Source organism: Flavobacterium sp. JLP, assembly GCF_015350755.1.
Lineage (GTDB): Bacteria > Bacteroidota > Bacteroidia > Flavobacteriales > Flavobacteriaceae > Flavobacterium.
In genome coordinates this window covers 43,365-65,013 of record NZ_JADKPS010000003.1, presented here as the reverse complement: position 1 = coordinate 65,013, position 21,649 = coordinate 43,365, and the positions used below count along the sequence as shown (strand labels likewise).

Here is a 21,649-nt window from a genome sequence, read left to right as displayed (position 1 = left end):
TGGGATTTAAAAAATTGGAATTTATTTTATCTTGACCGGAATTCCAGAAACCATTAAAACCACTTCGTCAGCATTTGAAGCCAAAAATTGATTCATCCAGCCTTGCAGTTCGACAAATTTTCTGCCGATATGAGTTTCAGCATGAACTCCCATTCCGATTTCATTGGTCACAATAATAAATGTTGCATTTTCTTGATTTGCAATCAAGAGAAATTCCTTTTTAGCTTCTTCTAAGCTTAAATTCACATCGTTTTTAGTATCAATAAAAAAATTAGTGAGCCAAAGTGTTACACAGTCAATCAAAACTACTTTGCCTGAAAAATCTATTTCGCTTAAATATTTTTCTTTTTCAATGTTAGTCCAGCGTTCATCACGTTCTGATTGATGGCGATCTATTCTATTCTGAAAATCTTGATCCCATTTTCTGGCTGTTGCCAAATAAATAGGAGAATCTGAAAGCTGTAAAGCTAAATTTTGAGCATAACTGCTTTTTCCTGATCGTTCTCCGCCGGTAATTAAGTAAAACATTTTTTTTGAGTTATGAGTTGTGAATTATGAGTTGTGAGTTATGGGTTATAAGTTGGTTTCGTTGTTCTAAAGATGCAAGTGAAATAGAGAAGTTGAAAATTCTGTATTTCAACTCGTAACTATTTATAAGGACAATGACGGCAGTCATTTCCGCAACAGCTTCCTCTTTTTAAGTGAAACCAAGCTTTCAAAACATAATTACCATTTTCTATGTAATAGTCAATCCCTTCTAGCAGTTTATCATTTTTGGGTAAAGATATCGCTTTATTTTTAAGAGCAGTTTTAGGGGTGATGGTTTCAACGTATGCCTCTATTTTGTCTTCGCAAGCTTCTTTAAAACATACCGGACAAAGACAATCTGCTCCATCTGAAAGATTAAAAATAGGCGGGTAATCATTGCACCAGCATTTTTTTTCAACCGAAATATCTCCACAGCTGAAAGTAGATTCACAGCTAGAGCAAATTTTTGTTTTTGTGGTATTCATAGTGTAAAGATACTATTTGTTGAATTTTGTAAGAATAAAAGTAAACAAAAAAATTAGAAAATGCTTTACCTTTGTCCCTATCCAAAACGTTAAATATGAAACTTTATTTACCTAAATTAACTTTTCTTCTTACTTTTTTTATTGTTGTAGGTTGTAAAAAATCTGAAAATGAAACTGTTGCAAAGTCTGAAATTGCAAAAAACAGTATCGAATTTGCTTCAGGACTTTCGATTGTAAAATATGAAGGATATTCTGTAGTAACGGTTTCAAATCCTTGGCCAAATGCTAATAAGAACTTCAAATATATTTTAAAAGAAAAAGACGCTAAAGTTCCGGATAGTTTAAATTCGTATACAACAATAAAAGTGCCTTTAGAATCTGTTGTGGTAACATCGACTACTACTATTCCGTTTTTAGAAATGCTTGAAGTTGAAGATAAATTGGTGGGTTTTCCGCATACGGATTATATTTCTTCTGAAAAAACGAGAGCTCTGATAGACAAAGGTTTGGTTAAAAATGTAGGTCAAAATGAAAAATTAAATATTGAACAGTTAATAGAATTATCACCAGAACTGATTGTTACTTTTGGAGTTGACAACAACAACCCTATGTTGGATAATTTGAAAAAAAGCGGACTAAATGTTTTAATTCAAGCCGATTGGATGGAACAATCTCCTCTTGGGAAAGCAGAATGGCTTAAACTTTACGGAGCATTATTTGGGAAAGAAGATAAAGCAAAAGAATTGTTTGATAAAATTGTGACAAGTTACAATCAGGCAAAAAAATTAGTTGCCGAAAAACCAGCAACTTCAACGGTTTTATATGGTTCTATGTATGAAGACGTTTGGTATGTAGCGAAAGGGAATAGCTGGGTAGCGCAGTTTATGAAAGATGCTCAGGCAAATTATTTGTGGGCAGATTTAAAAGGTACAGGAAGCCAAGGTTTGTCTTTTGAAAAAGTATTAGACAAAGCCAAAACGGCAAACGTTTGGATCGCTTCAGGTTCGTTTAAATCTTTAGACGAATTGCAGAAAGCAAATCCGCACTATAGTGAATTTGATGCTTTTAAAAATAAAACGATCTATACCTTAGAAAGTAAATTTGGAGCAACTGGCGGAACAGTTTATTATGAATTGTCTCCAAGCCGTCCAGATTTGGTTTTGAAAGATTATATCAAAATTTTTCATCCGGATTTACTCGAAAGCTATGAGTTTACTTTTGCATCTAAATTAAATTAAATTGGCAAATAAAAAACGAAATACCATTTTGTTTATCGTTTTGGCTTTGAGTCTTTTGCTGATGTTTTTTATAAGCATTAGCTTGGGTTCTGTGACAATTCCGTTTAAAGATGTTTATACGAGTTTAACTGGAGGCCACGCCACTAAATCGACTTGGGAATACATCATTATTAATTATCGTTTACCCAAAGCAATAACAGCAGTTTTAGTGGGAACCGGACTTTCGATCAGTGGTTTGCTCATGCAGACATTATTTAGAAATCCGCTTGCCGGACCGTATGTTTTAGGATTGAGCTCTGGTGCAAGTTTAGGTGTTGCTTTTGTAATTTTAGGAGCTGGATTTTTACCTTCATTTTTAAGTGTAATCGCATTGTCGTCATACGGAATTGTACTTGCATCCACATTAGGAAGCACGATGGTTTTATTGTTGGTTTTAGTTGTTTCGCAAAGATTGCGAGATACAATGGCTATTTTAATAGTCGGTTTAATGTTTGGTAGTTTTACAACGGCAATTGTCAGTATTTTAACGTATTTCAGTACAGCAGAACAATTGCAGAAATTTACTTTTTGGTCAATGGGAAGTTTAGGGAATCTCTCTTGGTCAACTCTTATAATTTTAGCAGTATGTGTGGGCATAGGATTGGTTTTAAGCGCAGCCAGTATCAAACCTTTAAATGCATTGCTATTAGGCGAAAATTATGCTAAAAGCATGGGATTGAATTTTAAAAAAGCAAGATTGATCATCATATTTGCAACGAGTATTTTAGCAGGGAGTATAACCGCTTTTGCTGGTCCAATTGCTTTTGTTGGTTTAGCGGTTCCACATATCGCAAAACTTACTTTTCAAACCAGTAATCATACGGTTTTGTTTTGGAGCACATTGTTTTTTGGTGCTATCATTATGTTGTTTTGTGATGTCGTTTCGCAAATGCCAGGCTTTGATGTTACGCTGCCTATAAATGCGATTACGTCTATAATTGGTGCGCCAGTTGTCATTTGGTTATTGGTTAAAAAAAGAAATTTTAAGTAAAAAGTTAGAATTAATTGTCTCAATATTTTTAAAGAAGGTCAAAGAACATTTGTTAATGAACATTATAAATTACTGCCTAAGTTTTAAGCCAGGGCTATGTGTTAATTTACAAGTAAATTTTTAAAACAACTTTTTAGTACAGAGAAATCTATGTTTCTATGTGTTTAAAAAATAATCGCAATGAAAACAAGTATCTTAAATACATCAAATTTAAACATTGGATATAAATCTAAAAAAGGGATTGTGACTATTGCTGAAAATCTGAATCTGAATTTAAACTCAGGAAAACTTATTTCATTAATTGGCGCAAACGGAATTGGGAAGTCGACATTGTTGCGTACTATTACAGGAATTCAGCATCCTCTTGCGGGAAATGTTTTTTTGAATGATAAAAATATTTCCGATTATAAACCTTTAGACTTAGCTCAGAATTTAAGTTTGGTTTTGACTGAAAAATTGCCGCCAAGTAATCTTTCGGTTTTCGAATTGGTTGCATTAGGTCGTCAGCCCTATACGAATTGGGTCGGAACTTTAACAGATACTGATATTGAGAAAGTGCAGGAAGCAATGCAATTGACTCAAATCGAACATTTGGCTCAAAAAAAGCATTTTGAAATCAGTGACGGACAATTGCAAAAAGTATTGATTGCAAGAGCTTTGGCACAAGATACTCCGTTGATTATTTTAGATGAACCCACAACTCACCTTGATTTATTGCATAAAGTTTCGCTTTTTAAATTGCTTAAAAAACTAACTCAAGAAACTCAAAAATGTATTTTGTTTTCAACGCACGATATCGATTTGGCGATTCAATTGAGTGACGAAATGATTATTATGACGCCCGAAACTGTAGTTCAGGATCAGCCTTGCAATTTAATTTCGAATGGAAGTTTTGCTGCGTTATTCAAAGATGAGCATATTGTTTTTGATGCAGAAAAAGGGAAGTTTATTGTGACTTGATTCGCTTTCCTGCAAGGTTTTCTAAATCTTTTACGTTTTTATTTATTATCAGCTTTATGCTTTATACCTAAAAGCAAAATCAAGATTGTCTTTTCAATCCAATTTGTCTTTTAGCCTCGCCAACAACAAATGCTACAGAATTAGCAATATTAAAACTTCGGATTAATTTTGACATTGGAATAGTTAAATGATTCTCAAAACGAGCCAAAACTTCTTTGCTCAAGCCAACGCTTTCTTTGCCAAAAACCAGCCAGTCTCCATCTTGAAACTCGGTTTCTAAATATGATTTTTCGGCATGAGAACTCATCAAAAATACGCGTGATTGATCTGGAATTTGTTTGACCCACTCATCTATATTTTGATATTCGGTCACTTCGAGATGAACCCAATAATCCAGACCCGAACGTTTTAGGTTTTTGTCATTAATCACAAATCCGAATGGATGAATTAAATGCAGTCTGCTTTCTGTGCCTACACATAATCTTCCAATATTTCCAGTATTATTTGGTATTTCAGGTTCTACAAGAACAACGTTTAGCATTTTTTTGAGTTATGAATTTTGAGTTTTCAAAAATTATTTAATTTTCTAATTGCCACATTATCTAATTAGTTCTCTAATTTAAAATCTGGAACTTCTATAACTTCTCCAGCTTTTAGGTTTTGCAAATATACATTTCCTATTCGTACACGCACAAGTCTGAGAGTAGGAAAACCGACTGCAGCGGTCATTTTTCGAACTTGGCGAAACTTTCCTTCATTTACTGTAATTGAAGCCCAAGAAGTTGGTCCGTGGCGTTCGTCTCTGATTTTTTTAGCTCTTGGTCCAAAATCTGGAATTTCGGTAACTATAAAAGCAGAGCAGGGTTTTGTTTTGTATTTTCCTCCATCAAAACCAATTTCAACGCCTTTTTGAAGTTGTTCTATAGCTTCTGGAGTAATTATGCCATCTACCTGAACATAATATTCCTTATCCACTTTTTTGCTTCTTATCTGTTCGCTAACTTTTCCGTCTGTTGTCAGCAAAAGCAAACCTTCAGAATCTTCGTCTAGACGACCAATAGCCATTGTGCCTTCAGGGAAATTATATAATTCGCCCAAAAGTTTCTTCTTTCTTTTTAATTCATATATAAATTGGCTTAGATAGCCGTAAGGTTTAAAAAGAATAAAGTGATGGTGCATATTGATTTTTTAGACTGCAAAGATAGTTTTGTTTGATATGCTGCAAAATAATAATCCTTTAATAAACCAAAAGCTATGTTAAAGAACTTACTTTTCAGGCTAAGATTTCGTAATATTATGATACTAACCCTTAAAAATAATATCATGGAATCTAATAATTTAGGATCAAAAAAGATAAATGGAGTACAAAAAGACATCGATGAATCGAAAGGAAAAAATGTTTCTCACGATGGCAAAGCGGATGACGCAAATTTGAAAAAAGAAGTCGTTACAGATAAAAGCGGCAACAAAGAAGTTGTAGAAAGAGCCAGAAATGAAAACGAAGATATTAAGAAAGTGAAAGGCGATGTGAATCCAAAAAATGCAAATGCCAATAGAGGAGTTTCATCTGAAGAAGAAGCTGAGAAAACAGTCGAAAACAAAGACCGAAATTCAGATATAACACCAAACAGATATCCAAACTCAAATCCTGAAAGTCATAAAGACAGAGGGAATATGAAATTGGATGAAGATAAATAAGCAATTTTTTTTTGATTTTAGCAATTTTAATATCAAATAACATTTGATTGTGATAAAGTATTAAACTTATTTTAAACTTTTATTTTGCTATGGCTAAAGGTTTTTATGTTTGTAAATTTAGAGTACAAATTTAAATCTTAAGAATATGTCACTTTTAGAAAACAAAGTGGCTTTTGTATCAGGCGGAGGTTCAGGAATTGGACGCGCAGTTGCAGAAGCTTACGCTCGCGAAGGAGCAAAAGTAGTTGTTTCAGATATTAATGTTGAACACGGTGAAGAAACCGTTAAATTTATAAAAGATGCTGGAGGAGAAGCCTTTTTTGTAAAAGGCGATTCGTCAAGCGCAAGCGACAACAAACACATGGTTGAGGTTACAGTTTCAAAGTATGGCCGACTTGATATTGCGTGTAACAATGCAGGAATGGGCGGGCCGGCAAAACCAACCGGAGAATACGAACCTGAAGCCTGGGATAAAGTAATTGCTTTAAATTTAAGCGGTGTTTTTTATGCTTGCCGCTACCAATTAGAACAAATGGAGAAAAACGGTGGAGGAAGCATTGTTAATATCGCTTCCATTCACGGTCAGGTTGCAGCGCCTTTAAGTCCTGCTTATACAGCCTCTAAACATGGAGTTGTGGGATTGACAAAAAATATTGCGGCAGAATACGGTCAGAAAAATATTCGTTGTAATGCAGTTGGACCCGGTTATATTGAAACTGCTTTGCTGAAAGACAATTTAAACAAAGATATGATGATTGCTATTGCTGCAAAAGCGCCCATGAATCGTTTAGGAACTTCAGAAGAAATTGCAGAACTTGTTTTGTTTTTAAGTTCTGAAAAATCCTCTTTTACTACAGGAAGTTATATAATTGCAGATGGTGGTTATACTGCAGTTTAACTCTACATAAAATAAATAGCAAAAAGCTGTCCTTTTGGGCGGTTTTTTTTTATGTGTTTTATTTTTATTTCTTAAGTTTAAACTTGTTAAATTTTATATGTTAAGAAGTTTTTTACAAAAACATATAACACTGCGATATGTTGTTATTGTTGAGAATAATTGAAATTATGTCTAAATAAAATTAAGTATGATAGAAGATGTTTATAAATTGAGAAACAATAAATTTATATTTTAACAATATTCTCTTAACTTTAAAGACCATAACTTTAGCCTCTAAAACTCTATTTTAAACATATGAAAAAGAATTACACTGTACGCCACTTCATGGCTTTTCTAAGTTTTTTTTGCTGTTTGGCACTTAGTGCACAGACAATGCCGTCACCGCGGACTCTACCATATTCACAGAATTTTGACGGATTAGACGCTTCTGCTATTGCTTATCCAATAGGATTTCAAGGATGGACAGCTGCAACTTCAAATCCTACGGGTGCAAGCCAGTATGCTGTTTCAGGTACTTTTGGTGCTGATAGAGCATTAGTTGCTAATAGTACGGCTGCTACAACTAGTGGTAATTTCCATAATTATAATGGAAAAATAGGTTTTTTAAATACTAGTGGATTAGATTTAACTATTGGTTTTGCATTCATAACAACAGGCCAATCAGCCATTCAGGTTCAATACGAAGTTATGACAATTCGTAATCCTTATGACGGAACAAACAATACTCGTATTAATGAAATGATCTTGCAATATAGAGTGGGCACTACGGCAGATTTTACATCGATACCAGAAACTGCATATGTAAATAATACTACTACACAAACGGGGTCCGGAATTACAACACCACAAAATCCGCAGACTATAAAAATCACCTTGCCATCAAATTGTGATAATCAGCCTGTAGTACAGATTAGATGGATTTCTAAACAAAATTCAGGAGGAGGTTCAAGACCTTCGTTTGCAATTGATAATATAAAAATTGGAAGTGATATAACACCTCCGGTAAACGAATCAGGTTATCCAAAAGCTGTTGAAGTATTATCTGAGGGTTTTGACTTTTTCAATAAAATAAATGAAATTGGTAAAACGTATTATGTACTAGTAGCGGCAGGCATTGCAGAACCAACGCCTGCACAGGTTAAAGCGGGTTTAAATGCCAGCGGAAACGCACCTTTACAAGCAGGTTCTCTTACTATAACAAATAAAGATCAGGAATATTCAAAGGTAATTTCAGGTTTAAGTTTGGGAACTTCTTATATTGTTTATTCTGTATCTGAAGATGCTTCTGAGAATCTTCAAGTTACAGTTAACAAGCTAGATGTCACTACAGCGAGTGTTTTAGTGCCTTCTTTACGAACTACAGCCTCAGTGCTTAATTTTGGGAAATCTGATCAAAATATTGATTCATCAAGTTTGAGTTATCAAATCAGTGGAACAAACATACAGAATACCGTTACTGTTACCGCACCAGCCAATTTCAGTGTTTCAAAAGACAACATAACTTTCCAATCTTCTATTGTTTATGATGCCTCCGATTTTGCTGCAAATGCTACACCAACGGTGTATGTTCGTTTTAAACCTAACACAACTGGCGTTTTTTCAGGAACATTAACTAATGAAACAACGGGAGCTTTAAGCAAAACAGTCTCTTTGTCTGGAATTGGAATAAATCCTTACATACAAGGTTTTAATGATGCTGATGTTTTAACAAACAGCGGTTGGACACAATATAATGTTGCCGGTGCTTTAAATAAATGGAGTTATACAACAGTTGCAAGAAATATAAATTCTGGAAATGGAGCAGTTTTAGTAAACGGATTTACCGATACTGGAGCTAGCAAAGACTGGCTGATTTCTCCAAAATTACATTTGGATACTTTTACTCAATTTGCACTATTGTCTTTTTACTCACGTAAATTTTATGACGGGCCAAGTTTAAAATTAGTAGTTTCTACAAATTATGACGGAGTAAGCAGTCCTGAAACTGCAGCTTGGACAGAAATAGACGGGAAATTTCCTACCGTAACAGGAACTTATGCGCAATCACAATATATAGATTTAAGCGCATTTAAAACACCTAATACGTATGTAGCATGGGTTTATGAAACCACTGCTGGCGGAAATACTTTGGCAGCAGAATGGTGTTTAGATGATGTTGCGATAACAAATGAGTCAGGATTCGTTGCGTCAAATCCTGTTTTAGATTTTGGCGATGTTGCTGTAAATACAAATTCTGCGAGTCAGTCTTTTGTTTTTAAAGCGAATGGTTATAATGATATTACAATTAAAGCTCCTGCAGGTTATCAGATCTCTTTAGATAATACTGTATTTCAGTCAGAAGTTTTTGTCAGCGCTGCTGATGCATCCGCAGGCAAAATGGTTTATGTGCGATTTACTCCATCTGTAAAAGCATTAAGTATTCCTGGAGCTTTAACGGTAGCAGGAACTGCCTTAAACAAACAAATCGGATCTTTAAATGGTTCATCTCTGCCAAAAGCAGATACCTACGATATTGTTAGTTATAATTTAGAATTCTTTGGCTCTGATGTTAAAGGTTCAGATGGAGTTGAGTTTGGTCCAACTGATGATGCGCTGCAAATAGAAAATGTTGCTAAAGTGATGAATAAATTAAATGCAGATGTTTATGTCGTTCAAGAAGTTTCTGATGATCCATCTTTAGATCTTTTAATTCAGAAAATCAATATTAACGGAAAAACATTTGATAAATCAATTTCGACTTCTTGGTCTTATTCGTTTAATGCCCCAGAAGCTGATTTTCCTCCACAAAAATTAGTCGTTCTTTATAATACGCAGACTACAACTGTTAAAAGCACAAAAGTATTGTTTAAAGATTTATATGATCAAGTTCGTGCTGGAACTGTAGTATTGCCTGATTATCCTGGTACAGGTACTCCTCAAGTTAATGATGATAGTTTTTTCTCATCAGGACGTCTGCCATATTTAGTTCAGGTAGAAACAAATATTGGCGGTGTCAAAAAAGAACTTAATCTTATTGATCTTCACGCCCGTGCCAATAGCGGAACCGATATAATGAAATACAATCAGCGTAAATATGATGTGGAATATCTGAAACAAGCGTTAGATGCTGAGTATCCGAATTCAAATCTTGTTCTTTTAGGAGATTTTAATGATGATGTAAAAGCATGGGTTGGAAATGCCAATACCCCATCATCTTACCAAAAATTTGTAGAAGATAAAACAAATTACAATGCTTTAACATTCGATATTAGCCAAGCAGGAGCTTTTAGTTTTTTAAGTTCTGGCGGATTTTTAGATCATATTATAATTTCTAATGAATTAACAGATCAATATATTCCGAATTCAATTGCCGTATATGATCCACGTGCAGACATTACAAGTTATACGTCTACAACTTCTGATCACGGGCCTGTAATTGCTCGATTTGAATTAAAACAAGACGTTTTGTCGACGATAGATTTTGGTGCAAATAAATATGGTGTAGCATCCTATCCTAATCCAGCAAATGATGTTTTGAATGTTGTTGTAAAAACCAATAATGCTAAAGATCTCAAATTAAGACTGTATGATATTTCAGGGCATTTAATTGGAAAACCAATTGAAATAAACGGAACTCAAGAAACCACGACAATTCCGGTATCGCATTTGCAATCAGGAATCTATATCTATACGTTAACAGAAAACAATAAAATTGTTTTTAAAAATAAGATTATCAAGAAATAAGAAATAAAACTAAAACAAAAGGCCGTTCGATTGAACGGCCTTTTTTATGTTTAAATTGAATGTACTCCAATCAAATTTTTAAAATTCTTTAACTCTAAATTTGGGCTTATTTCATAAAAATAATGTAATTGCCACTGCTGTGTTTTTTGCGCTTGTTTACTAGTTGTGACATCCCACGGCGGATAAACTCTCGTTGCTCGTATTCCTTCTTTTGTTTCTGTAGAAAAAATTCCTTTTTGAAGCAAAATATTTTTCGGAAAGATGAATTGTCCTAAAAGAGTCTCTTTTCTAACGCTTACAATTACAAAATCAATTTCATCTGAAAAATCAAAAGGTTCGATAATTCCTGATTTATTTCGTTTCCATAAAGTGACAAACTGCCCTGTTTTTGTTGGTGTTATTTTAGCTTCTCTATAACAAATGTTTTTTTTATTAAAAGAAAAACGATAAGCATTGTACTCTTTGCTTTCAGCTTCCGGTTGAGGTTGCGTGCAATCAAATTCAAAGGAATCAAAAATGAATTGTTTTAAAAGAAGCAAATCTTTTGAAATTTGCAGTTCATTCCAATTGTTTTGAATAGTCATTTGTAAGATTATTTTTGAGTTGAGATTTGTAAAAGTAATTCAAAAACTATTTTAAAATGATACATTCAATCCAAAATTCAATCCCCACTGAAATTGGTTGAAAGACTGACTGTTCAGCGGATTTACATAATAATTCATAGCTGGCTCAACAAATACATTTGTCTTTTTGTATACGCGATATTGTACTGTACTGCTCAAAGTCGATCCGTAAACAAAATCATTAGCATTTACATTTTGTCCAATGTTATTGCCATCTAAAGCTACGTTGTTCGAAATCAATTTACCAACAAATCCTCCTGTGTTTAAAGTGATATTGGCTTTGTTTTTAGAAAAAACAGAATAGGAAACTTCTAATGGCATTTCGATATATCGTAAGCTTTGATCTAAATTTCCACTCTGTATATTATCGCTTGATATCGCCGTTTTAGTTGTGCTTGATAAAAGTACAACACCAGAAGCATTATTGCTGGCTATTTGAGGAATTGAAGAGTTTTGAGCAAGGTAATCGCCCGTCCCTAAAAAAGCATTGTTTTTGGTGCTTATATAAGAAACATTCGCAACGCTTTGTCCTAATTCATTGATTTTGAAACCAGAACCAACAGCCCATTTTTTATTGATTTTATATTTTGTTTTAACTCCGTACGTATTGCTTTGTTTGGAATCGTTTACGTTTCCTAAAGTTTTTTCGTTTTTTGTGTTTTCAGAATTTGCAATACCTGCAAAAACTTCAAGAGCCCATTTGTCAGAATTTGACAGAGCTTTAGGATCTTTTTCTTTTCCTTTTTTGACTTCGGGAGTTATAATTCCTTTTTCTAAATTTTGAAGTTCTGCCAACTGAACTGAATCTTGTTTGCTTAAAATAACATCCTTAAATTTCGAGTTGCTTTTTGGTGTATTTTCTGCAATTGCTTTATCTGTTTTGACAATCTCATTCGAAGCATTTTTCTCGCTTTCAACAGCTCCATTTTGTTTGTTGCCTAAAGATGAATTTGAAGCATTAAAAGCAACATTATTTGAATTCGAATTTAATTTGTCTTCAAATATAGAAGCAGGTGTCTGATTTTTTGGAGAATTAAAGGCATTCTTTTTCTTCGTTACAAATGTTTTTTCGGCTAAAATCTTGTCGGCATTTCTTTTTTCAGGATTTGAAAACTGATTTTTTGAAGCTGTATTAAATGAATTTTGTTTTCCGTAAACGAAAGTTTTTTCGGCTACAGCCTGATTTGCATTTGCTTTCTCTGAATTCAATTTCTGATTTCTAGAGAAAGAATTCAATTGATTTTGTTTTTCAGCAACAGTATTTTTTTCGGCTAGAGCCTGATTTATATTGTTTTTTGCTCTATTTGATTTTGAATTTAAATTTTTAGAAGAATTAATTTTGCTTGAAGCCTCTGTACTGGCTACTGCTGTTTCTTCAGTTTGATTTCCTTCAGAGTTGTTAGTTTGAACTGAATTACTTTCTACAATTGAATTAGTAGTATCATCTGATTGTTGATTACTATTATTTTGTTCTGATTTAATTGGAGTTTTGTCATTTTGCTCCTTTTTATTTTCATCTAAAACAACTTTATTATTTTCAATACCACTGCCGTTTATAGTTTTAATTCCAGAATTTGAAGTAAAATATAAAACAGAAGGAAGCAACAGTCCTAATAACAAGGATGCCGCAGCCGACCACCAAATAATAGCCCTTTTTTTCTTTTTAGGTTTATCCAGTTTTTCCTCAATGTTAGCCCATAGCTCGGGTGGCGGAACACTCGAAAAGTTTTCCATTGATGAAAAAATATCTTCTATATTTTGCTTTTTCATGCTATCTTAAAATTTTTTTTTATGCTCAAAATCCTTTTTTGCAAAATTCCCTTCGCTCTGTTTAAATTTGATTTTGATGTTCCTTCTGATATTTTTAGTAATTCGGCGATCTCTTTGTGTTTCATTTTTTCAAAAACATAGAGGTTAAAAACCGTCCGGTATTGATCAGGCAAATCCCGTATATATTCTAATAATTTTTCTTGTTCTATCGGAATTGTTTCTAATTCCTCCTCTTCAATAAAATCAGTATCAGGGTCAAAAACATCTAGAAAAAAACTCTCTTTTTTCTTTTTATTTAAAGTTTCGATGAGTTTATTGATGAAAATCCGTTTTAGCCAGCCTTCAAAGCTTCCTTCAAATTTATATTGGCTTATTTTCTGAAAAACAATTACAAATGCTTCTTGGAAAACATCCTTGGCATCATCTTCGTTTTTCATATACTTCAAGCAGATACCATACAAAACAGGAGAAAACAGCTGATATATTTTCAGCTGTCCTTCGCGCTCATTCTGCATGCATTGCCTAATGTATTTTTCTAAATCGTCTTTCAAAAATGTGGTATTGTTTGGTTTTGCAAAAATAGTTCTTATAAACTTAAAAAACTATCTTTTAAAAATAGTACGGGCTGCATCTTGACAGTTGCTTACGATTGTTAGGTTTTGATTATCAAGGTTTTCTATAATATAAGTTTTACCTTCAAAGGTAATAAGGTCGTGTTCTGCCTTATCAGAAAAACCAATTCCTTTTCCTATTTCATACGCACTATTTCTAATTTCAACATCATTTTTATACGTGATTACTCTTCCGTCAGGAGTAAAAACTACCTTTTTTGTAAAGCCAATAGTTTTAGGAGTTGCGGTATAAGGATTACTTGCTCCTCCAATAGATTTTTCCCAAATCCAAGTGTTCACAATAGAACCAGAATTTAAGGTTGTCGATTCTAAAGAGTAAGCTGTTGAGAAAAGTCCAAAGACGATAAGGATTAAAATTTGTTTTTTCATGGTTATGATTATTTTAAACTTGTGATTTTGTCTTGAATCGCTTTTTTGAAAAGTTTAATTTCTGCACTTTGATCTGCAGTGTCATTAGTATCTATAAATACTTTTGTAGCAATTGGTCCCTGATGAAGTTCAAAATAAATACCGCCTTGATCTGCAGCATCTGGCGAACCGTACGTTTTTGTTTGTCCTTTTAAATTTAAAATTTCTGCCGGCACACTTTTTAAGAACAAAGTATAGTCGCCTCTTTTACCAGCAGCCATATATTTATATTGCTCAAAATTGTAGTTTCCTGAAGCTACATTCTGAAATTTCATAATATTAAAATCGTTTATCTGAAAGAATTTTTGACAATCAGAACCGGCGCATTCTCCAAAGTAAGTTCCAATTACAATATTGTCTGGAGTTTCTGTTACTGGGTTGAAAAGAATAGTTTTAGATGTTCTTGGAATCAAAATAAAATCTGATGGATATGTTGCAGCTTGTGTAATAGCTTCTCCAGCTAAAGGTGCTTTTTCATAAAAACTGATGATAACTTCGCAGTTATTTTCGACAATCGAAGTCATTTTTATAGCGTAGCCGCTTGTTGGTTTTTCTCCAGCAAAAATTCCTACCAGCATATTTTTAGTAAAATCTATTGTAGGATCGCTTGCAGCGGTACAAGTATTTTCGTGTTTTGTAAAGTTAGAATCCATTTTTTCTTGCGAGGCGACAAGAATGGCAGCTGGTTTTACAGGTAAAGTTTTGATGCTGTAATTGCATAATAGTGGAAACCCTGTAAAAGCTAAATCTGTATTTGCGCCACAGTCAACATTTATGTCGTCGCCAAGGGAGCAAGCACTGAATCCAAAAGCTATAAACAAGCTTAACATTAATTTTTTCATGATATTATTTAATAGGTTATATCTAGTAGATGATTCTTTTTGAAAAGGTTGCGTAAAAGATTTTTTTTTCTTGGAAATTTTTAAAATTCTCGTTTAATTTAGAATGTCTCCTAATTCGTGAAATTTTGATTTTAAAGATTAAGCACTACGTATTATTGCGTACTTTTACTTAAATAAAAATTTAATTATGTTTGATTTTCTTCCACTTATACTGGCGTTTGTTGTTGCTTTATTCTTAGGGATTTACTTAGGAAAATTGCTCTTTTCGGCAAGATCACAATCTGAAAAAGTGAGTTTAGAAGAGAGATTAAATGCAAATGCAAATCAGCTTGAATTGCAAAAAGAACAATTCGAAAATGAAAGAAACAATTTTCAGAAACAGCTTCAATTAACCAATGCTGAAAAAGAAAATATAAGAACCGAAAAAGACAGTTTGGCGATTCAGCTTTCTAAAAAAGAAGTCGATTTTGAAAATTTATGGGAGCGCCACAGAGAACAAAAAAGTGAAATAACAGAGCTTCAGGAAAAATTCACGAAAGAATTCGAAAATTTGGCGAATAAAATTCTCGAAGAAAAATCGGCTAAATTCACGGAACAGAACAGCGAAAACATGAAAAATATACTTTTGCCTTTGCAGGATAAAATTCATGGTTTCGAACAAAAAGTAGAACAAACACATAAGGAAAGTATTGATTATCATGCCGCTTTGCGCCAGCAAATTGTAGGTTTAAGCGAAATGAATGCTCAAATGAGCAAAGAAACCCTAAACTTGACGAAAGCCTTAAAGGGCGACAGTAAAATGCAGGGAAATTGGGGCGAACTCGTTTTAGAACGTGTTTTAGAAAAATCGGGTCTAGAAAAAGGTCGTGAATACGAAGTACAGCAGAGTTTTACTAACAATGAAGGAAATCGCGTTTTTCCGGATGTGGTGATTAATTTGCCAGACGGTAAAAAAATGATTGTCGACTCGAAAGTTTCTTTGGTTGCTTATGAAAAATGGATCAATGAAGAATCAGAAATTCTAAAAGTTGAATATTTAAAAGAGCATGTAAGTTCTATAAGAAGACATGTTGAGCAACTCGGAAATAAAAATTACCACGATTTGTATCAAATAGAAAGCCCAGATTTTGTTTTGCTTTTTATTCCGATAGAACCCGCTTTTGCAATTGCTTTAAACGAAGATTCTGCTTTATACAACAAAGCTTTTGACCGTAATATTGTAATCGTTACGCCAAGTACATTATTAGCGACTTTAAGAACTATTGACAGCATGTGGGCCAACCAGAAACAACAGGAAAATGCTTTTGAAATTGCCAGACAAGCCGGAGCCTTATACGATAAATTTGAAGGTTTTGTAACCGATTTGGTTAAAATTGGAAATAAAATTAAAGATACTAAAAGTGAATACGATAACGCAATGAATAAATTGGTAGACGGAAAAGGAAACTTGATCTCAAGCGTTGAAAAGTTGAAGAAAATGGGAGCAAAGGCTAAAAAAGCTTTGCCAGAAAATATTATTGCGAGAGCCTCAAATACAGACGAAAATCAATCTTTAAATTAAGATCTTATGAAAAGAATTTTAATAATAATTGCAGCAATTGGTGTTTTAATTTTTACGATTTATTTTACCTTTATTTATTATATTCCTTACAGTGAAGGATATCGTTCTGGCGAATTGATCAGAATGAGTCATAAAGGCGTAATGATGAAAACTTGGGAAGGCGAAATAAGTCAAGGCGTTTCTGGATCACAAATATTTAGATTTTCAGTTTTAGACAGCGATAAAAAAGTAATTGATCAATTAAACGATCTGCAAGGTCAATATGTAAAACTGACTTACGTAGAACGCTATAGAACATTTAGCTGGTGGGGAGATTCTCATTTTTTTGTCACAGCTGTTCAAAAAGAAAGTTCCCCATTTAAATATAAATAAACATGACAGATTTTAAACCCGTTTCTTCATCAAAAATTAGTATTTCAGAATTAATGCTTCCGTCGCACACCAATTTTAGCGGCAAAATTCACGGAGGATATATTTTGCAATTGCTGGATCAGATTGCTTTTGCTTCGGCATCAAAATTTTGCGGTAATTATTGTGTAACAGCTTCGGTTGATACAGTGAACTTTTTAAAACCTATTGAAGTAGGCGAATTAGTAACCATGAAAGCATCTGTAAATTATGTTGGAAGAAGCTCGATGATTGTAGGCATTCGAGTTGAGGCTGAAAATATTCAGACAGGAGCAGTTAAACACTGTAATTCGTCTTATTTTACGATGGTTGCCAAAGATAAAGATGGGAAAAGCGTTCAAGTACCAGGACTTATTTTATCTAATTTAGATGAGGTTCGACGCTTTAGAAAATGCATCAAACAAATTGAGTCTAAAAAAGAAGTCGAAGAACATGCCAAAATTACAAATGTAAATTCGATTGAAGATTTAGCAAGTTTAGACAAATATAATGTACTTTTAGAATTAGCATAATTTATTAAATCACTTAATTTAAAACAAATGGTAAAGTTTGGATATACAATTTTATATGTAGAAGATGTAGAAAAGTCGCTTTCATTTTATGAAAATGCATTCGGATTTTCAAGAAAATTTATAACACCAGATCATGATTATGGCGAATTAATTACGGGAGAAACGACACTTTCATTTGCTTCAAAAAATTTAGCCAGCCAAAACTTAAAAGAGGGTTTTGTTCAAAGTAATTTAGAAGGCAAGCCTTTTGGAATTGAAATTGGTTTTATAACAGACGAAGTTGGCGAATTAGTGCAAAAAGCAACTTCTTTAGGAGCAATCTTAGTTGTAGAACCAACAAAAAAACCTTGGGGGCAGGTTGTGGCATATGTACGAGATTTAGATGGCTTTTTAATAGAAATTTGTACAGAAATGAAATAATGTAAATTTCACAAATATTTGGCAAAAATATGAAACCGGCTATCCTGTAAAAATCGTAAATTTAAGGTATAGAATCAATCTTAAAATTATATTTCAAGGAGTATTGCCATTCGATTTTTTATCGGTTTAATTAAGTTCAGTTTTTCTCTTCTTATCATTAAATTATCGATTGACATAATTGTTTAAATATTTGACGATTATGAAAAAAATTACATTATTTATTTTACTATTTACCGCTTATTCCGTTGTTGCTCAGGATAAATTTTTCACCAATTCGGGAACAATTAATTTTGAAGCCTCAATTCCTCTTTTTGAAGAAATAAAAGCCGTAAACAGACAGGTTGCAATTGTTTTAGAACCTAAGACAAGTACATTTATTTGTACTGTTGTTATCAAAGATTTTCGTTTTAAATTAGACTTGATGCAAGAACATTTTAACGAAAATTACATGCAGAGCGAGCGTTATCCTAAAGCAGTTTTTAAAGGCAAAATCGAGAAATTTGATTTGAAGGACATTACTGAAGAAGAAAAAATGTATCAAATAAAAGGAAAATTGGTCGTACGAGGAAAAACTAAACAAATTATGGTAGATGCCTTAATTAAAAAAGTGGGCGACGGAATTCAAATTATATCTGACTTTCCTATTTTGGTTTCTGATTTTGATATTCAAATTCCAGATGAAATAGCTTCCAGAATTTCTAAAACTGCTAATACAGAATTAATTGGAGTTATGAGAACTAATGATCAAGTTTATCTGACTTTAAAATAAAGCTAATGCAAACAGCTTACGAGTGTTTTTTCTAAATCTGTAAACTGAAATTCAAAACCCATTTTCTGAATTTTTTCAGAAGAAACTCTTTGGCCTTCTAAAACTGCATCGCTCATTTCGCCTAAAACTATTTTTAAGAGAAATGGCGGCACTTTTGGAAGCCATATTGAGTAACCAAATAACTTGGCCAGTTCTTTAGAAAATCTTGAGTTTGTAGTATTGTCAGTGATACAGGCATTGTAGGGACCTATCATTTCTTGGTCTAAAATTGCCTTCAAGTAAATTTGGCATAAATCTTCGACATGAATCCAAGGTAAATATTGTTTTCCTGTTCCTAAAACTGCTCCAAAACCAGACTTGAAACTCGGAACAAGTTTTTTAAGAAAACCTTCATTTTTACCAAAAACAATTCCGGTTCTGACTTTTACAGTCCGAATTCCCAATGAATTTATTTTATCAACACTACTTTCCCATTCTTGGCAAGTTGTGCCTAGAAAATCATTTGCTGGCGGTGTATTTTCATCACATATTTTATGACTCGTTATAGCACCGTAAATTCCAATCGCTGAAGCCGAGACAAATGCGTCTAAAGTTTTATTGTTTTCTTTTAAGACAGAAAAGATAAGTTCAATTGGTTGTATGCGGCTTTCTAAAATAACTTTTTTACGATTTTTAGTCCATCTTTTTTCTACAATTCCTTCGCCCGCTAAATGGATAATATAATCGGCATTTAAAATGGCATTTTTATCAATGTAATTCTTTTTTAAATCCCATTTATAATAGGTAACCAAAGGAGTATTTTCTCTATCAGATCGGCTCAAAATAGATACCGAAAAACCACTATCTAAAAGTACATCTGTGAGATGTTTTCCAATGAATCCAGTACCTCCGGTTAGTAAAACATTTTTAGCCATGATAGTTTATAATATATTTAACAGTGCATCTTGTTTAAGCATAAGTAAAGATACTTAAACATTGCTTACCTTTAAGGCAAATTCTAAATTTTAATGAAATGGCAACTAAAAAAAAGATGATCACAAGAGATGATATTGTTTCAAAATATATGGATTACGTTTTAGAAAAAGGAGAAAAGCCAAAATCAGTTTATCATTTTGTCAAAGAAAATGATTTTACTGAAGCTGAATTTTATACTTTTTTTGGAACGATTGAAGGTTTAGAAAAAGAAATATTCAGACTGTTTTTTGTAAATACTGTTGATCTGCTTCACAAAAACAGTGAGTATGCAGCATACAATATGAAAAACAAAATGCTGAGTTTTTATTTTACTTTCTTCGAGATGTTGACTGCCAACAGAAGTTATGTTTTGCAATCGCTAAAACTGGACCGAAATCCGCTTAAAAATTTAGTACAGCTTACTTCGCTTCGTGAAGTGTTTAAAGAATATGTTTCTGAAATCTTAACGGATGATTATAGATTAGAACAGGAAAGACTTCAAAAATTTCAAGAAAAGACAATTCAGGAAAGTGCTTGGCTGCAATTGATGATGACGATAAAATTCTGGATTGACGATTCGTCTCCGGCTTTTGAAAAAACAGATATTTTTATCGAAAAATCAGTTAATGCTTCGTTTGAATTAATGAATGTCGCGCCAATAAATCATTTGATAGATTTCGGAAAATTTCTATTCAAAGAAAAAATATACAGCAAACAATGAAAACAATAGATTATATACCAACGTCAAAAATAGAAAGAGCCAGCAAATTAGTTCAGACAGGTGCAAAAGTGGGAGTAAACTACATTAAGCATTATGCTGAAAAAATGGTAAATTCTGATTTGACACGTGATAAATTAAATGAAAACAATGCCGAAGATATTTATGACGGACTAAAAAGCTTAAAAGGAAGCGCGTTAAAAGTAGCTCAAATGCTGAGTATGGATAAGAACTTCTTGCCTCAGGCTTATGTCGAGAAATTTTCTTTGTCGCAATTTTCTGTTCCGCCTTTATCGGCACCTTTAGTCTTAAAAACATTCAAAGCAAATTTCGGAAAAACACCTTATGAAATTTTTGACGAATTCAATGCAAATTCTGTAAATGCGGCAAGTATTGGTCAGGTTCATTTGGCTAAGAAAAATGATAAAAAACTGGCTGTTAAAATTCAATATCCTGGAGTTGCAAACAGTATTTCGTCTGATTTGGCTTTGGTTAAACCAATTGCAATTAGAATGTTTAACCTGCAAGGAAAAGATTCTGACAAATATTTCAAGGAAGTTGAAGATAAACTTATTGAAGAAACAAACTATTTATTAGAATTAAAACAAAGTCAGGAAGTTGTTGATGCGTGTAATAAAATCGAAAATATACTTTTTCCGAATTACTATCCAGAGTTTTCATCAGAGAAAATCATCACAATGGATTGGATGACAGGAATTCATCTTTCTGAATTTACGGCTAAAAATGCTGATCAGGAAGTTGGCGACAAAATAGGTCAGGCGCTTTGGGACTTTTATATGTACCAAGTTCACGTTTTACGAAAAGTTCACGCAGATCCGCATCCAGGTAATTTTTTAATTAATGATCAAAATCAGCTAATTGCTTTGGATTTTGGTTGTATGAAACAGATTCCCGAGGAATTTTACTCACCATATTTTGAATTGATTAATAAAGCAGTTTTAAATGATTTGGAAAATTTTAATAAAAAATTATTTGAGTTAGAAGTTCTTAGATCTGATGATTCTAAAGAGGAGATCGAATATTTTACAAATATGTTTTTTGATTTGTTATCACTTTTTACCAAGCCTTTTCAAAATGAAACCTTCGATTTTGCAGATGAAACTTTTTTTAATGCAATCGCCGAATTAGGAAAGCGTTTCTCGGAAGATACAAATCTTAAAAAAATGAATGGAAATCGTGGTTCTAAGCACTTTATTTACATGAACCGTACTTTCTTCGGACTTTATAATTTAATGTTCGATTTGAAAGCAAAGATTGTGGTTGATAATTATTTGAAATATTAAGTTTTTGTTTCAAGTTTCAGGTTTCAAGTTGGCTGAACTTTACATATAGAACTTTGTCAAAGTTTAAAACTTTGACAAAGTTTTTTTTGTCTTGTTTGTCATCCTGACGAAGGAAGGATCACACTCGTAAATCGATAAAGATTGGCGGCTTTCTGTGCGGAATTTCTT

Annotated in this window: 23 protein-coding genes; 13 read left to right on the top strand and 10 right to left on the bottom strand. The window is 33.0% G+C overall.

What is annotated here, in order from left to right; translation table 11 throughout:
- Positions 1-21: 21 nt before the first annotated feature.
- A complete protein-coding gene (gene cobU / locus IRZ83_RS09695) occupies positions 22-528 on the bottom strand; it encodes a bifunctional adenosylcobinamide kinase/adenosylcobinamide-phosphate guanylyltransferase (RefSeq protein ID WP_194568387.1) in 507 nt (168 codons plus the stop codon).
- 119 nt (positions 529-647) lie between these two features.
- The gene (locus IRZ83_RS09690; RefSeq protein ID WP_194568385.1) at positions 648-1,013 is read right to left on the bottom strand and encodes a DUF5522 domain-containing protein; all 366 of its coding nucleotides are present in this window, start codon (positions 1,011-1,013) and stop codon (positions 648-650) included.
- Between the two features lie 95 nt (positions 1,014-1,108).
- Between IRZ83_RS09690 and IRZ83_RS09685 the strand changes: the two genes are divergently transcribed.
- From IRZ83_RS09685 to IRZ83_RS09675, 3 genes are all read left to right on the top strand, one after another.
- The gene (locus IRZ83_RS09685; RefSeq protein ID WP_194568383.1) at positions 1,109-2,251 is read left to right on the top strand and encodes an ABC transporter substrate-binding protein; all 1,143 of its coding nucleotides are present in this window, start codon (positions 1,109-1,111) and stop codon (positions 2,249-2,251) included.
- A 1-nt stretch (position 2,252) separates the two neighbouring features.
- Positions 2,253-3,281 (top strand): FecCD family ABC transporter permease, encoded by a 1,029-nt coding sequence (locus IRZ83_RS09680; protein ID WP_410505244.1) that lies wholly within the window; start codon positions 2,253-2,255, stop codon positions 3,279-3,281.
- Positions 3,282-3,461: 180 nt separating this feature from the next.
- Positions 3,462-4,241 carry an ABC transporter ATP-binding protein gene (locus tag IRZ83_RS09675; protein ID WP_194568381.1) on the top strand — a complete coding sequence of 260 codons (780 nt, stop codon included), beginning with the start codon at positions 3,462-3,464 and terminating at the stop codon, positions 4,239-4,241.
- A gap of 79 nt (positions 4,242-4,320) precedes the next feature.
- On the opposite strand, the gene IRZ83_RS09670 is transcribed toward IRZ83_RS09675, so the two are convergent.
- Positions 4,321-4,782 (bottom strand): tRNA (cytidine(34)-2'-O)-methyltransferase, encoded by a 462-nt coding sequence (locus tag IRZ83_RS09670; protein ID WP_194568379.1) that lies wholly within the window; start codon positions 4,780-4,782, stop codon positions 4,321-4,323.
- Between the two features lie 65 nt (positions 4,783-4,847).
- Positions 4,848-5,420 carry a pseudouridine synthase gene (locus tag IRZ83_RS09665; RefSeq protein ID WP_029272332.1) on the bottom strand — a complete coding sequence of 191 codons (573 nt, stop codon included), beginning with the start codon at positions 5,418-5,420 and terminating at the stop codon, positions 4,848-4,850.
- Positions 5,421-5,564: 144 nt separating this feature from the next.
- On the opposite strand from IRZ83_RS09665, the gene IRZ83_RS09660 reads away from it, so the two are divergent.
- From IRZ83_RS09660 to IRZ83_RS09650, 3 genes are all read left to right on the top strand, one after another.
- On the top strand, positions 5,565-5,939 hold the full coding sequence (locus IRZ83_RS09660; protein ID WP_194568377.1) for a hypothetical protein: 375 nt from the start codon (positions 5,565-5,567) through the stop codon (positions 5,937-5,939).
- A 145-nt stretch (positions 5,940-6,084) separates the two neighbouring features.
- Positions 6,085-6,837: an SDR family NAD(P)-dependent oxidoreductase gene (locus IRZ83_RS09655; RefSeq protein WP_194568375.1), complete on the top strand. Its 753-nt coding sequence runs from the start codon at positions 6,085-6,087 to the stop codon at positions 6,835-6,837.
- 294 nt (positions 6,838-7,131) lie between these two features.
- Positions 7,132-10,560 carry a T9SS-dependent choice-of-anchor J family protein gene (locus tag IRZ83_RS09650; protein ID WP_194568373.1) on the top strand — a complete coding sequence of 1,143 codons (3,429 nt, stop codon included), beginning with the start codon at positions 7,132-7,134 and terminating at the stop codon, positions 10,558-10,560.
- A gap of 50 nt (positions 10,561-10,610) precedes the next feature.
- Here the strand turns inward: IRZ83_RS09650 and IRZ83_RS09645 are convergent, their stop codons facing one another.
- Genes IRZ83_RS09645 through IRZ83_RS09625 form a run of 5 tightly spaced genes read right to left on the bottom strand, consistent with a single transcriptional unit; the run spans position 10,611 to position 14,835 of the window.
- A complete protein-coding gene (locus tag IRZ83_RS09645) occupies positions 10,611-11,144 on the bottom strand; it encodes a MepB family protein (RefSeq protein WP_194568371.1) in 534 nt (177 codons plus the stop codon).
- Positions 11,145-11,195: 51 nt separating this feature from the next.
- The gene (locus IRZ83_RS09640; protein ID WP_194568369.1) at positions 11,196-12,953 is read right to left on the bottom strand and encodes a hypothetical protein; all 1,758 of its coding nucleotides are present in this window, start codon (positions 12,951-12,953) and stop codon (positions 11,196-11,198) included.
- Positions 12,950-13,504 (bottom strand): RNA polymerase sigma factor, encoded by a 555-nt coding sequence (locus tag IRZ83_RS09635; RefSeq protein WP_029272338.1) that lies wholly within the window; start codon positions 13,502-13,504, stop codon positions 12,950-12,952. Before IRZ83_RS09635 ends, IRZ83_RS09640 begins: the two co-directional genes overlap by 4 nt.
- Positions 13,505-13,555: 51 nt before the next feature.
- Positions 13,556-13,954 carry a hypothetical protein gene (locus IRZ83_RS09630; protein ID WP_029272339.1) on the bottom strand — a complete coding sequence of 133 codons (399 nt, stop codon included), beginning with the start codon at positions 13,952-13,954 and terminating at the stop codon, positions 13,556-13,558.
- 8 nt (positions 13,955-13,962) lie between these two features.
- Positions 13,963-14,835, bottom strand: coding sequence for a protease complex subunit PrcB family protein (locus IRZ83_RS09625; protein ID WP_194568367.1), 873 nt, complete (start codon positions 14,833-14,835; stop codon positions 13,963-13,965).
- A gap of 187 nt (positions 14,836-15,022) precedes the next feature.
- Between IRZ83_RS09625 and rmuC the strand changes: the two genes are divergently transcribed.
- The 5 genes from rmuC to IRZ83_RS09600 all read left to right on the top strand — a co-directional run bounded on the left by rmuC (position 15,023) and on the right by IRZ83_RS09600 (position 18,505).
- Positions 15,023-16,396, top strand: a complete 1,374-nt coding sequence (gene rmuC / locus IRZ83_RS09620; protein ID WP_194568365.1) for a DNA recombination protein RmuC — start codon at positions 15,023-15,025, stop codon at positions 16,394-16,396.
- Positions 16,397-16,402: 6 nt separating this feature from the next.
- Positions 16,403-16,768 (top strand): hypothetical protein, encoded by a 366-nt coding sequence (locus tag IRZ83_RS09615; RefSeq protein WP_029272342.1) that lies wholly within the window; start codon positions 16,403-16,405, stop codon positions 16,766-16,768.
- Positions 16,769-16,770: 2 nt separating this feature from the next.
- Complete coding sequence (locus tag IRZ83_RS09610; RefSeq protein ID WP_029272343.1) at positions 16,771-17,316, top strand: acyl-CoA thioesterase; 546 nt, start codon at positions 16,771-16,773, stop codon at positions 17,314-17,316.
- A gap of 27 nt (positions 17,317-17,343) precedes the next feature.
- On the top strand, positions 17,344-17,736 hold the full coding sequence (locus IRZ83_RS09605) for a VOC family protein (protein ID WP_029272344.1): 393 nt from the start codon (positions 17,344-17,346) through the stop codon (positions 17,734-17,736).
- A gap of 199 nt (positions 17,737-17,935) precedes the next feature.
- Complete coding sequence (locus IRZ83_RS09600; protein WP_029272345.1) at positions 17,936-18,505, top strand: YceI family protein; 570 nt, start codon at positions 17,936-17,938, stop codon at positions 18,503-18,505.
- A gap of 2 nt (positions 18,506-18,507) precedes the next feature.
- Here IRZ83_RS09600 and IRZ83_RS09595 read toward each other — a convergent pair whose 3' ends face one another.
- On the bottom strand, positions 18,508-19,419 hold the full coding sequence (locus IRZ83_RS09595; protein ID WP_194568363.1) for a TIGR01777 family oxidoreductase: 912 nt from the start codon (positions 19,417-19,419) through the stop codon (positions 18,508-18,510).
- Positions 19,420-19,517: 98 nt separating this feature from the next.
- Between IRZ83_RS09595 and IRZ83_RS09590 the strand changes: the two genes are divergently transcribed.
- Together IRZ83_RS09590 and IRZ83_RS09585 are read left to right on the top strand one after the other, a co-directional pair.
- Positions 19,518-20,180: a TetR family transcriptional regulator C-terminal domain-containing protein gene (locus tag IRZ83_RS09590; RefSeq protein WP_194568361.1), complete on the top strand. Its 663-nt coding sequence runs from the start codon at positions 19,518-19,520 to the stop codon at positions 20,178-20,180.
- Positions 20,177-21,481: an ABC1 kinase family protein gene (locus IRZ83_RS09585; RefSeq protein WP_194568360.1), complete on the top strand. Its 1,305-nt coding sequence runs from the start codon at positions 20,177-20,179 to the stop codon at positions 21,479-21,481. Before IRZ83_RS09590 ends, IRZ83_RS09585 begins: the two co-directional genes overlap by 4 nt.
- Positions 21,482-21,649: the final 168 nt, after the last annotated feature.